This window comes from Flavobacterium sp. ARAG 55.4 (assembly GCF_051846875.1).
Classification (GTDB): domain Bacteria; phylum Bacteroidota; class Bacteroidia; order Flavobacteriales; family Flavobacteriaceae; genus Flavobacterium; species Flavobacterium plantiphilum.
The window spans coordinates 361,457-374,671 of record NZ_JBPYCT010000003.1; the positions used below are offsets into that span (position 1 = coordinate 361,457).

Consider the following 13,215-nt stretch of genomic DNA (forward strand, 5'->3'; position numbering starts at 1 on the left):
CAAAAAACAACATAATGGAACCAAACGCTCTTTTAGGAAAACTATATTTAATCCCAACCACCATGGGAGAATGTGACCCAATGGATGTGTTGCCACAAACTATAAAAAGAACGATTGATTTTATTGACTATTATATTGTTGAAAACGAAAAAACAGCCCGAAAATCCATCAAAGCAGTACATCCTGAAAAAAAACAATCCGATTTAGTACTTTTTGCTTTAAACAAACATACGGAAGCCAAAGAACATTTAGACTTCATCAAACCTTTATTGGAAGGAAAAAATGTAGGTTTAATGAGTGAAGCGGGCTGTCCCGGTGTTGCCGATCCCGGTGCTGTAATTGTAAAATTAGCTCATGACAGAGGCATTCAGGTGATTCCGTTAGTAGGACCTTCTTCTATATTATTGGCTATGATGGCTTCGGGAATGAACGGACAAAGTTTTACTTTTCACGGTTATTTGCCTATAGAAAAAGATGAAAAAAGAGCAAGTTTTAAAAACTTAGAAAGAACCTCTTTCGAAAAAAATCAATCTCAAATTTTCATTGAAACCCCTTATCGCAACAATAAGTTACTGGAAGATTTAATTCAGACGTTGCATCCGGAAACCCATTTGTGTATCGCCGCCGATATTACTTTACCAACGGAATACATCAAAACCAAGAAAATTTCAGCCTGGAAAAAAGAAACGATTGATTTACATAAACGTCCTACTATTTTTATTATTCATAAAATGTAGTTTTCTTGTTCATTTGTAAGTTTATAAAATTCAAACTATTAAGAACTTAAACTTCATTAAGTTTTCTTTCTTCGAAAGAGAAGTTTATGTGACTTTTATGGTAAAAAAACTAAAAAGAAAACCTTCCTCCTGCTTCTTGCATCTTTATTCTTTTCTCTTTCTTCTATTTTCTTTTTCCACAAATCAAGACCTTTCCTTACTTTTAGCCTTTCAAAAAGTAAAGTATGTCTAAACTTCCCAATAGCACCACCAGCATTTTCACTGTCATGTCAAAAATGGCTACTGAACACAATGCGATCAATTTATCACAAGGATTTCCAAATTTCCCTGTTGATGAAAAACTGACTGATATAGTAGCTCAACTAACCAAGCAGGATGTACATCAATACACTCCGATGGCAGGCTATCCGCCATTAATGAATAAAATTACCACACTGGTTGCCCATTCGTACCAAAGAACAATTCAGTCTGAAACCGAGATTTTGGTCACTACCGGAGCCACTCAGGGAATTTTCAGCAGTGTTCAGGCTTTAGTGGGCAATGGAGACGAAGTCATAATTTTAGACCCCAGTTACGACTCTTACGAACCTAATGTTTTGTTATCAAATGGAACTCCTGTTCGGATTGCATTAAACGATGATTACACCCCCAATTGGGAAATCATCGAAGCGGCTTGTTCGGAGAAAACCAAAATGATTATCATCAATAATCCACACAATCCAACAGGAAAGATTCTAACCGAATCGGATTTTGAAGCCTTAGAAAAACTACTGGAAAAATTTCCAAATATCATTTTGCTATCTGACGAGGTGTACGAATACATCACTTTCGAACAAAAGCACATTTCTGTTCACACCAAACCATTGCTTCGCAACCGGGCCGTTGTGATTTCTTCTTTTGGAAAAACCTTTCACATTACGGGGTGGAAAATTGGTTATGTAGTCGCTCCAGAACATTTAATGACAGAAATTAAAAAAGTACATCAATTTCTGGTTTTCAGTGTCAACAGTCTTTCGCAAGCAGCTATTAGCGAATATTTAGATATCGTTTCCGTTGACAGCATTGGTGATTTCTTCCAACAAAAAAGAGATTATTTCAGACAGTTACTTGGCAAAAGCCGATTCAAATTATTACCTTGTGAAGGGACTTATTTTCAGGTAGTTTCTTATGAAGCCATTTCGAATGAAAACGATGTGGATTTTTGCAAACGTTTAATCACCGAACATGGCGTTGCTGCAATTCCTATTTCTACTTTTTACGAAAACGAAAAAGACTTAAAACTCATCCGCTTTTGTTTTGCCAAAGACAATGCTACCTTAGAAGAAGCAGCGAGAAGACTTTGCGAAATTTAATCTAAAAAATCCTTTTGTCAGTGTGAGCCTGTTGAAGACTTCATTTTGACAAACATAAAAAACATTTCGACAGGCTGAGTGTGACATAAATATTGTATATAAAATAAATTCCCAACTTCATTTCGAGTATTTTTTGTTTCTTTTTTGATCAAGCAAAAAAGAAAAACCTATTTCGTATATTTACCATAAAACCTCAACAAAATGAACTTTAGCCAAAAAATGCTTCGCGACGATGCTCTTCAGGGAAAAGTAATTGTAGTTACCGGAGGCGGTAGCGGATTAGGAAAATCGATGACTAAATATTTCCTGGAACTGGGTGCCAAAGTTGCCATTACTTCCCGAGATTTAGACAAACTCAGAAATACAGCTGCCGAATTAGAATCCGACACAGGCGGTACTTGTTTGCCCTTGCAATGCGATGTGCGTCATTATGAAGATGTCGAAAACATGCTACAGGAAGTCCTCAACAACTTTGGAAAAGTCGATATTTTATTGAACAACGCAGCTGGAAACTTCATCTCTCCTACCGAACGATTGTCTGCTAATGCCTTTGACACTATTATAGATATTGTTTTAAAAGGAACAAAAAACTGCACCCTTGCTTTTGGAAAACACTGGATAGACAGCAAGCAAACATCAGCTACGGTTTTAAATATTGTAACCACTTATGCCTGGACCGGTTCGGCATATGTGGTGCCCAGCGCCACTGCTAAGGCTGGCGTTCTGGCCATGACCCGAAGTCTGGCGGTAGAATGGGCTAAATACGGTATTCGTACCAACGCCATCGCTCCGGGACCTTTCCCTACCAAAGGTGCCTGGGACCGATTACTTCCCGGAGATCTTGCCGAAAAATTTGATATGGCTAAAAAAGTGCCGCTAAAACGTGTGGGCGATCATCAGGAATTAGCCAATTTAGCCGCTTACCTCGTTTCCGATTTTTCTGCCTATATCAATGGCGAAGTCGTGGTCATTGACGGTGGCGAATGGCTCAAAGGCGCAGGACAATTCAATCTATTAGAAGCCATTCCCGAAGAACTTTGGGATCAACTCGAAATGATGATTAAAGCAAAGAAGAACAAATAAAATTCCATTATTTTTTTGGGCGTTCCCCCGCTTACACGCCACAGCAATACCGGAACTTCTGAATAGCGGGGTCAGGCTGTACGCTATATCTTTTTATTTTGTCATCCTGAGCCTGTCGAAGGACAAAATAAAAAAGATACCGCTTCCATCCTTAACGCGAACCTTAGCCACCACGTTTGTCTTTGCGAGCGTAGCGAAGCAATCTCACGAAGTAATCCCATTATGTTTTTCAAATTCACAAACAACTCAAAAAAACAAATTATTTGTAACTAATTATTGATATATTTGAGAAATTATAAAAAATATTTGAGATCTAATTAACAAATCAAACATTTTTTTTTCATAGAACCTATTATGGATAATACTCATGAATCAATATCAAAAATTTTAGAGGTAGAAATTAAAAATCTCGAATCTAAAGAAATCCAATTAATAGAAATAGCTAAAAAACTCAATTCAGAAAAGTTTTACCCTTTAGACTTTTTATCAAATGCTGTCATTAACAGATCTCTAAAATTAATTTTTGGGTTTACTACATTATTAAAAAATGAAAATTTCATAGCTGCTTCTCACCTTGTTAGATGTCATTTAGATAACATTATCAGATTCTCAGCTTCTTGGATTGTAAATAACCCACATGATTTTGCAATAAAAGTAATTGATGGCGTTAAAATAGAAACATTAAAAGACAAAAATGGTAAACTAATGAAAGATTGGTATCTCAGAAATCTTTTAAATGAAGAACATCCATGGATTTCTAATGTATATGAACAATCTTCTGGATATATACATTTCAGTTCTAAACATATTTTTAACTCGATATACTCTATTGACTCACAAAATAGAACAATGCAATTTTCTTTTTCAAAAAAAGACAATGAAATTAATGAAAATTTGAAAATAGAAGCAATTCAATGTATGGGAGAAATCACCGAAATTTTACTGCAATATTTAAATGGTTGGTATCATACTAAAGAAAACCCAAATAATATGAACCAATAATGAAAACCAACCCCAAAATTGGTCCTTTTTAACAGTTCCAAAATAATAAACGCCCTGTTGAAAACCCACCAACATTTCATCTCAAAACCAAAATATACTCCCAATTAAATTCCTATTTTTGTTTTACGATAAAAGAAAAAATAGACCATGCTCATTATAGGAATTGCAGGCGGAACCGGAAGCGGAAAAACAACGGTAGTACGCCAAATCATGAATCAGTTACCGGATGCCGAAGTGGGCGTTATTTCTCAGGATTCCTATTATAAAAAAAATGATCATCTGAGTTATGATGAACGTGTACTGATTAACTTTGATCACCCCAGAGCCATTGATTTTGATTTATTGGTCAGTCATTTAAACGAACTCAAAGCAGGCAAAACCATTCAACAACCTGTCTATTCTTTTGTAACCCACAACCGCACCGAAGACAGCATCAGCACACATCCCAGAAAAGTAATGATTGTAGAAGGCATTTTAATTCTGGCTAATCCGGAATTAAGGGATTTATTTGACATTAAAATCTTTGTACATGCCGACGCTGATGAAAGACTCATCCGCAGACTCAAAAGAGACATTGCCGAACGTGGTCGGGATATGGAAGAAGTTTTAAACCGCTATCAAAAAACTTTAAAACCGATGCACGAACAATTTATTGAACCTACAAAAGCTTTTGCGGATATTATTATCCCAAACAACAACTACAATACTGTTGCCATCGACATGCTAAGAACCGTAATTAATCAAAAAATCATATAATTTTATTGTAACTTTAGTGTTCTGAAAAGGCAAAAAATAGTATTTATATTTACCAAATAAAAAACGATAACAAACAGAATTTGTCAGACTAAGCTCAAAGTCTTGCAAACAAAACGAATAGAACAACTGCTCAACCTGACATATACAACGAATGAAAAATCCATATAAAGAGAAAGGCTGGTTTAAATTTTTAAGTAACAAATACATGTGGTCTCTAAGTTTTTTTGCCGTTTGGATGCTGTTTCTCGACAATTATTCTTATTTTGATCATCGCGTTTTAGACAATCAAATTCAAGAATTAGAAGACAATAAAACCTATTACCAGGAAGAAATTAAAAAAGATGAAGCACAAATAAAACAGCTCAAAAATCCGGAACAAATAGAAAAATACGCCCGCGAAAAATACTATATGAAAAAAGATAGTGAAGATATATACATTATTGAATTTGAAGGTGACACTATTGAAAAAAAATAAACACTTCCGTTTATAACAACTAAAAGACATAGCCATATTCCCTCTCAACAGAGAAATTAAAATCAAAATTAAAATGAATACTCCATTCTTCGAAGATTTCGCCCCAGTTTCATCCAAACAATGGAAACAAAAAATCCAGTTTGAATTGGATGGCGCCGATTATAACGAGACTTTAGTGTGGAATTCACCGGAAGACATTAAGGTAAAACCTTTTTATCATCGTGATGATTTTAATAAAACGGCTACGACTGATAGTCACACAGGAAATTTTAAAATTTGTCAAAACATCTTTGTTTTTGATGTTGAAAAATCTGTGGACAGAGCCTTGGATTTACTTCAAAGAGGAGCCGAAAGTTTACGATTTACCATCGATAACGAATCTTTGGATATCAATAAACTTCTCGGAAAACTTCCGTTAGACAAAACCCCTGTTTATTTTGATCTGAAGTTTCTATCCGTTGATTTTATTAGTAAAATAAACGACATTATCGAACATAAAAAAGCGACTGTTTTTTACAATTTGGATCCTATTGGTCACCTGGCCAAAGAAGGGAATTGGTTTACGACCAAAGAAAAAAACAATTTCGAAACCCTGCAAATTATTTCTAAAAACACTCGTGAAAGCTCATTAATTAGCATTAATCTGGGCTTATATCAAAATGCCGGTGCCAATATGGTACAGCAAATTGCTTATAGTCTGGCTCATGCCAATGAATACCTCAACCGTATTCCTACCATCCATCAGCCTATTGTTTTTGAAATTGCTGTGGGAAGTAATTACTTTTTTGAAATTGCCAAATTGCGGGCTTTGCGATTGTTATTTCAATTAATAGCTAAAGAATATTACCACGACAACGATTGTCATTTTTTAGTAACACCAACTAAACGCAACAAAACCCTGTATGATTTTAATACCAATATGCTGCGTACCACTACCGAATGCATGTCGGCTATAATTGGAGGAGCTGATACTATTGCCAACTTACCTTATGATGCCATTTATCATAAAAACAATGAATTTGGAGACAGGATTGCCCGCAATCAACTGCTGCTGTTGAAAAACGAAAGCTACTTTGACAAAGTAAAAAATCCTGCCGACGGAAGTTACTACATCGAAACGCTGACGCAGCAATTGGCAGACAAAGCCTTAACTCTATTTAAAGAAATTGAAGCCAATGGCGGATTTTTAAAGCAGTTAAACGACGGAATTATCAAAAGAAAAATTCAGGAAAGTGCTGATAAAGAACAACGCCTTTTTGATACAAACAAAGAAATTCTGGTTGGAACGAACAAATATCAGAATCCCAAAGACAAAATGAAAGAGCAAATTGAACTCTATCCATTTGTAAAAACAAAACCAAGAAAAACACTGATTACCCCAATCATTGAAAAACGACTGGCAGAGAAATTAGAACAGGAACGACTGGCTTCGGAATAATTTAATCACCGATACCCTAAAATGGTAAAAAGCATCCAAATGATTCGAAAAGACCTTAAACATATTCAACTTCATCCTGAAAAATCCAAAATTAATACTGGTTTTGCAGATAAAAATTCGGCTATACCAGATTTTGTTACAGCTGAAGGAATCGAGCTGAAAGCTGCCTATTCAGAAAAGGATACTGAAGATTTAGAACATTTGGACTTTGCGGCCGGATTCCCTCCGTTTCTTCGTGGTCCTTACACCACCATGTACGTTCAAAAACCGTGGACGATTCGTCAATATTCTGGTTTTTCTACTGCAGAAGAAAGTAATGCTTTTTACAGAAGGAATATCAAAGCAGGACAAGAAGGACTTTCTATCGCTTTTGATTTGGCTACACATCGCGGCTATGATTCTGATCACGAACGTGTAACAGGCGACGTTGGAAAAGCAGGAGTTGCTATTGATACTGTTGAAGATTTTAAAATATTATTTGACCAGATACCTTTGGATACAATGTCTGTTTCCATGACTATGAATGGAGCGGTTTTACCTATTATGGCATTTTATATTGTAGCCGCCGAGGAACAAGGAGTCAAACCCGAGCAGCTTTCAGGTACTATTCAAAATGATATTCTTAAGGAGTTTATGGTACGTAATACCTACATTTATCCACCGGAAGCTTCGATGAAAATTATTGCAGCTATTTTTGAATATACCAGCAAAAAAATGCCCAAATTCCATTCGGTTTCCATTTCCGGTTATCACATGCAGGAAGCGGGCGCCACCGCCGATATTGAACTGGCTTATACGCTGGCCGATGGATTAGAATATGTAAGAACCGGTCTTTCAGCCGGACTTAAAATAGACGACTTTGCTCCCCGATTGTCTTTCTTTTGGGGAATTGGAATGAATCATTTTATGGAAATTGCCAAAATGAGGGCGGCAAGAATGATCTGGACGAAATTAATTAAAGATTTTAATCCCAAAAACAGTAAATCCCTCACTTTACGAACCCATTGTCAAACCAGTGGCTGGAGTTTGACCGCTCAGGATCCTTTTAATAATGTTGCCCGCACTTGTATTGAAGCTACAGCAGCTGTATTTGGCGGAACACAATCGCTCCACACCAATGCTTTAGACGAAGCAATGGCATTGCCTACTGATTTTTCTGCACGAATTGCAAGAAACACACAATTATATTTATTAGAAGAAACTAAAATCAGTAAAACAGTTGACCCTTGGGCAGGCAGTTATTATGTTGAAAGTCTGACACATGAACTTGTTCAAAAAGCCTGGAAACTAATTGAGGAAATTGAAGCATTAGGAGGTATGACTAAAGCCTTGGAAACCGGAATTCCTAAATTAAGAATTGAAGAAGCAGCAGCCCGAAAACAAGCCCGTATCGACAGTGATCAGGATATAATTATAGGTGTGAATAAATTTCAAGCTAAAAAAGAAGTATCTTTAAATATTCTGGACATTGATATTGAAAAAGTCAGAAACCAACAACTGGACCGGCTCAATCAGGTTAAATCAAAACGAAATATTTTAAAAGTAAAAGAAGCTTTAGAAAGAATCACCCAAGCTGCCCAAACCGGAACCGGAAATTTACTGGAATTAGCTATTGAAGCTGCCAGAGAAAGAGCTACATTAGGTGAAATTAGTGCCGCTTTAGAAAATGTTTTTGGAAGATATAAAGCGCAAATTAAATCTTTGAACGGTGTGTATAGTAAAGAAATCAAAGACAATAAAAGTTTTAAAAAAGCAAAATATTTAGCCGATGTTTTTGCTAGACAAGAAGGTCGCAGACCAAGAATTCTGATTGCTAAAATAGGACAGGACGGACATGACAGAGGAGCCAAAGTTGTAGCTACCGCATTTGCCGATATCGGTTTTGATGTAGATATTGGTCCTCTTTTTCAAACAGCTGCAGAAACAGCCAAACAAGCCATGGAAAATGATGTCCATATTTTAGGTATTTCTTCTCTTGCGGCGGGACACAAAACCTTAGTACCGCAAGTGGTTCATGAACTAAAAAAATTAGGTCGTGAAGATATAATGGTGGTAGTAGGCGGAGTAATACCCACACAGGATTACCAATATCTTTTCGACGCAGGTACCGCTGCAATTTTTGGTCCTGGGACAAATATTAGTAAAATCGCTGTAAAAATCCTGAGTTTATTTATTAATGAAGAATTATAAAAAGACACCCATTTGCAATTAAACAAATGGGTGTTTATTTTTTAAAGAGAAACTACTGCGTTTATATTAGGCACAATAAATGAAGTATCATAACCTCCAAAAGCTTTTAAGTAACTCCTTATCGAAGTTCCGTAAGCATCTTTAATGTATTTTTTTCCATTATTTTTAAAATACCTCTTTACAGAACCTGCTCCGCCAAGATGAGCCGCTGCTAAAATACCCGATTCAGTTATTAAAATTCCGTTTACAACTTTTCCGTCATATTTTTCAATAACATCTTTTAAAATAAATTTGTTTTTTGATAACAAAGCAACAAAGGCCTTTTCCTGTAGTTTCGGGCTTTTTAAGAATTTATCAGTATCATGAATTCCAATAGACCTTAAAGTTTCATTTCCGAATTGATATTTTCCTAAATATCCTAATGAATTTACTTTTTTATACTTGTTTTCAGATTCTCTGAAGCCCAGAGCTTCTTTAAAACCAATGAATAAATTTCCGGTGAAAGGAATATTCAGACTCGTATAATCTTCTTGCTTGACAGATGGAAATAAGTAGGGAGTCCCATTATCATTTTTTCTCAAAAACCACTCTTTAGTATCTAATTTTAGTGGTTTAAAACTGTAACTTAAAAAAGCTATAATTACAGTTAAACTGGTGTAAAAATACCATTTTTTTATCATAAATTGTTTTTCTTCTCAATCTGTCACCTCGAGAAATTTCTGCATGCAAAGATACAACTTTTTTCATAAATCTGAAAATCAAGCTGTTAATGCTTTCTAAAAATACAAAACATGAGCTCTAAATCCCTCGTTAACTGTATATTCCAAGGTGGGTGCAGGAATTTTTACAACAGAAAAAACAGAGAAAAAAGTCTTCCAAAAATGAGATTTTGTTTCAATTTTCGTCAGGTCAATGTCGAAACTCAGATAAAATTGTCGTGATTTTGAAAAATTTTGCTCCGGAAAAAACGATGAATTTTCTGCTGTTCCACTAAGCATACCATCGGCACCGTACCCAACAGCTAAATTTAAGATTTTTGGAATTTTAGAGTCTTTAAAAAATGATTTCAGATTGGCCGATAACCAATAAGTTTGTCCATTGTAATCTTTCAATACTTGTTCAGAGAAACTGCTTCCTAAAACCTTAGGTCTGTATTTTGCAAACCGGGTAGTATGAAATGAAAATTTAGGCGTGATGCGTTGTTCTTTCCACAGTAATTGTTGCGAAACGTACAAAGCTGTTCCGCTCGCATTAGCAATAATATCACCTGATGAAGCTCCCCATTCTGATGAAAAGCCATCTAAAACTTCTACAGCCGTTAAGAAAGCAAATCCTAAACCTGCACCGTACACTAACTGCTGTTTACGGCTCACTCCGCTCCATTGCAGCATTTCACTTCCCAAACGTCCTAAATGATACGAAGAGTATAAATGTCCTATTTTATCCATTTGCAACCATTCCTTATTATCATTTGTAAAATGAAATTTAGATTGGGGATAATCAGCATACCATAATTGATGTAAACCAATCAATGCACTAACTGAAACCACAGATTCAGCTATAAAAACCGCATTTTTTCTTTTGAAATTTAATGTATCAGATGGTTTTAAGAAAGAGTTTATTCCACTCTGAGCAATACAATTAGAAATTGTAAATACAAAAATTAAGAATAAAGATTTTTTTAACTTCAAAACTATCTTTTAACTCCCTGTGCATTAATCCAGTTGGAATATTTTTTAGCATTTACAGTATGCTCCTGTAAAGTAGCCGCAAACTCATGATAACCAAAACGATCTACAGAGGCACAGAAATAAATAAAGTCATGTTTTTCCGGATTTAAAACAGCTTCTAATGCCGTAATATCGGGCATGGCAATAGGTCCGGGCGGAAGACCAATTACTTTATAAGTATTATATGGTGAGTTCAAAAACAAATCGTTATAAAACACCCTTTTAATTACCTGATCAAAATCGTTGTCCTTTTTCTTTTTAGCAAAAATGACTGTTGGGTCAGCCTGAAGCGGCATTCCTAATCGTAATCTGTTTAAATACACACCGGCAATTCTGGGTCTTTCGTCTTTTTTAACTGATTCTTTATGTACGATTGAGGCTAATATTGTAGCTTCTGTGGGAGTAAAACCTTGTTTTTCCGCTTGCGCGATTCGTTCGGAAGTCCAAAAATTACGGTATTCTTTTATCATTTTATCCCGGAACTTAACAGCCGATGTATTCCAGTACACTTCATAAGTATTAGGGATAAACATAGCCAAAATGTTTTCCTCGGTAAATCCATTTTCTTTTAAAAAAACCGAATCTTTAAAAGCTTTAAGTAATGAAACACTGTCCGCTTCTATTTGAGAACCTACACGACCGGCCAGATTTTCCACACGTTCCTGATTATTAAAAGCTAATTTTACCGGAACATTGTATCGCATGGCTTTTACTAACTCATAACTGTTCATTCCGTTTGTCAGCAAAAAGCGTCCTGATTTTACATTCTCAGGATAATTCATCTTACTGGCGACCATTTCAAAACGATTTAAATTTGTGACATATAGAGCCATGGAATCTAATACCTGTTCATAAGTCGCATCCGTTGGAATATGAACATATATTTCCTGCTTATCAAAGCTTGTGTTTTTTGAAAATATCTGAGTAATAAGTACAAAACCGTAAATAATCAATCCTGAAATAACAGCTATAGAAACGATTGAAATAATTTTTTTTGGAGTCAAAACTATGAAATTAAAATTGTTGATTAATCAATTGATAGATGGCTTCGTCTTGATACACTCCATTAATAAGGTTCCAATCCTTTTTAACACCTATACATTCAAAGCCAAATTTAGTAAAAAGAGCTTTACTTGCTTCGTTTTCTATACTAATATTTGCATACAATTGATGCAAATTTAGATGCTTAAAGGAATAAGCAATCAATAGACTCAAAGCCTCTGAACCTATTTTTAAATTTCTGTTAGCAACATCCTGAATCAGAATTCCCACTCCGGCTCTGTTATTTTTTGGATCAAAGTCAAACAAATCAATTAAACCCAGCGCCGGAAAATCTTCATCCTGACAAATAGCTAATCGTAATTGTTTAGCCTCATAAATATCCTGATGAGCATTTTCAAGATATTGCCTTATCAAAAACCTGCTGTAAGGAGTTTGTGTATTACTTACTTCCCAAATGCTCTGATCATTTTCCATAATATAAATAAATTCTAAGTCATTAGGTTCAAGCGCCCTTAAGTAAATAGAATCACCTTTTAATTTTACCATTGGGAAGTAAGTATTTTTTATTAAATTATATTTCGATTATTCCTTCAAAAACAAATTTGGCCGGACCATTCAGAAAGACATTCACATATTTATTTCCTTCTTTTTGAAAAGAAACCGATAATTTCCCCCCTTCAACATTCACATTGATAGCAGTCAAATCTGTTTGTCCGATGGCATTCATTGCAATGGCAGCGGCAGTTGCACCGGTTCCGCAAGCTAATGTTTCATCTTCTACTCCACGTTCGTAAGTGCGCAATGCAAAGGTGGTATCGTCTATTTTTTTAACAAAATTGATATTGCTTCCTGCTTTACCATATAGTTCTCCATATCGAATGGAGGCACCGTTTTCTTTTACATTATAATTTTCTAAATCATCCACTAATTGTATATGATGCGGTGAACCTGTATTTAGAAAAGTATAGTCAGCATTCGTTTTTATACCATCAACATCGATCATTTGCAAAGAAACAATTCCTTCCTGACTAACGGAAGCATGATGCAGTCCATCCACTGCATTAAAAGAGGTAGTATCTCCTATAACATTTAATTGTTTTGCGAAGGCAACCAGGCATCTTCCGCCGTTTCCGCACATAGTGCTCTGATTTCCATCAGAATTGTAATACACCATCCTGAAATCTGTTTCATCATCATTTTCGAGTAAAATAAGTCCATCAGCACCTATACCAAATCGTCTGTCGCAAAGACGCTCAATAAGTTTTGTATCTTCTTTTGGAAAAAAATCGGAACGATTATCAATCATTACAAAATCGTTTCCGGTACCCTGATATTTATAAAATTGTATACGCATTATTTCTAATTTTGTTTTACAAAAGTACGAACTATTAATGAAATGTTAATCATTGTTAAACAGCGTTAAAGTGTTTTTTAACATTCGATTTTACTC

13 protein-coding genes are annotated in these 13,215 nt (G+C 35.3%); 8 read left to right on the forward strand and 5 right to left on the reverse strand.

Annotated elements, in window-relative coordinates; all coding sequences use genetic code 11:
* Window positions 1–14 precede the first annotated feature (14 nt).
* The 8 genes from ACSV4D_RS05620 (at window position 15) to scpA (ending at window position 9,033) form a co-directional block, all read left to right on the forward strand.
* The gene (locus tag ACSV4D_RS05620) at window positions 15–737 is read left to right on the forward strand and encodes an SAM-dependent methyltransferase (RefSeq protein WP_439227462.1); all 723 of its coding nucleotides are present in this window, start codon (window positions 15–17) and stop codon (window positions 735–737) included.
* Between the two features lie 224 nt (window positions 738–961).
* Window positions 962–2,089 (forward strand): methionine aminotransferase, encoded by a 1,128-nt coding sequence (locus tag ACSV4D_RS05625; RefSeq protein WP_439227463.1) that lies wholly within the window; start codon window positions 962–964, stop codon window positions 2,087–2,089.
* A 201-nt stretch (window positions 2,090–2,290) separates the two neighbouring features.
* Window positions 2,291–3,172, forward strand: a complete 882-nt coding sequence (locus tag ACSV4D_RS05630; protein WP_439227464.1) for an SDR family oxidoreductase — start codon at window positions 2,291–2,293, stop codon at window positions 3,170–3,172.
* 354 nt (window positions 3,173–3,526) lie between these two features.
* Window positions 3,527–4,174, forward strand: coding sequence for a hypothetical protein (locus tag ACSV4D_RS05635; RefSeq protein WP_439227465.1), 648 nt, complete (start codon window positions 3,527–3,529; stop codon window positions 4,172–4,174).
* A gap of 147 nt (window positions 4,175–4,321) precedes the next feature.
* Window positions 4,322–4,930 carry a uridine kinase gene (udk, locus tag ACSV4D_RS05640; protein WP_408081223.1) on the forward strand — a complete coding sequence of 203 codons (609 nt, stop codon included), beginning with the start codon at window positions 4,322–4,324 and terminating at the stop codon, window positions 4,928–4,930.
* A gap of 151 nt (window positions 4,931–5,081) precedes the next feature.
* On the forward strand, window positions 5,082–5,405 hold the full coding sequence (locus ACSV4D_RS05645) for an FtsB family cell division protein (protein ID WP_439227466.1): 324 nt from the start codon (window positions 5,082–5,084) through the stop codon (window positions 5,403–5,405).
* Between the two features lie 73 nt (window positions 5,406–5,478).
* The gene (locus ACSV4D_RS05650) at window positions 5,479–6,843 is read left to right on the forward strand and encodes a methylmalonyl-CoA mutase subunit beta (RefSeq protein WP_439227467.1); all 1,365 of its coding nucleotides are present in this window, start codon (window positions 5,479–5,481) and stop codon (window positions 6,841–6,843) included.
* Between the two features lie 39 nt (window positions 6,844–6,882).
* Window positions 6,883–9,033, forward strand: coding sequence for a methylmalonyl-CoA mutase (gene scpA / locus ACSV4D_RS05655; protein WP_439227481.1), 2,151 nt, complete (start codon window positions 6,883–6,885; stop codon window positions 9,031–9,033).
* 41 nt (window positions 9,034–9,074) lie between these two features.
* Here scpA and ACSV4D_RS05660 read toward each other — a convergent pair whose 3' ends face one another.
* From ACSV4D_RS05660 to dapF, 5 genes are all read right to left on the reverse strand, one after another.
* Window positions 9,075–9,713, reverse strand: a complete 639-nt coding sequence (locus ACSV4D_RS05660) for a peptidoglycan-binding protein LysM (protein ID WP_439227468.1) — start codon at window positions 9,711–9,713, stop codon at window positions 9,075–9,077.
* 96 nt (window positions 9,714–9,809) lie between these two features.
* Entirely contained in the window at window positions 9,810–10,724 is a 915-nt protein-coding gene (locus ACSV4D_RS05665; RefSeq protein WP_439227469.1) for a DUF2279 domain-containing protein, read from the reverse strand.
* A 2-nt stretch (window positions 10,725–10,726) separates the two neighbouring features.
* Window positions 10,727–11,767: an endolytic transglycosylase MltG gene (gene mltG, locus ACSV4D_RS05670; protein ID WP_408081217.1), complete on the reverse strand. Its 1,041-nt coding sequence runs from the start codon at window positions 11,765–11,767 to the stop codon at window positions 10,727–10,729.
* Window positions 11,768–11,777: 10 nt separating this feature from the next.
* Window positions 11,778–12,311 (reverse strand): GNAT family N-acetyltransferase, encoded by a 534-nt coding sequence (locus ACSV4D_RS05675; protein ID WP_439227470.1) that lies wholly within the window; start codon window positions 12,309–12,311, stop codon window positions 11,778–11,780.
* Between the two features lie 25 nt (window positions 12,312–12,336).
* On the reverse strand, window positions 12,337–13,119 hold the full coding sequence (gene dapF, locus ACSV4D_RS05680; protein ID WP_439227471.1) for a diaminopimelate epimerase: 783 nt from the start codon (window positions 13,117–13,119) through the stop codon (window positions 12,337–12,339).
* Window positions 13,120–13,215: the final 96 nt, after the last annotated feature.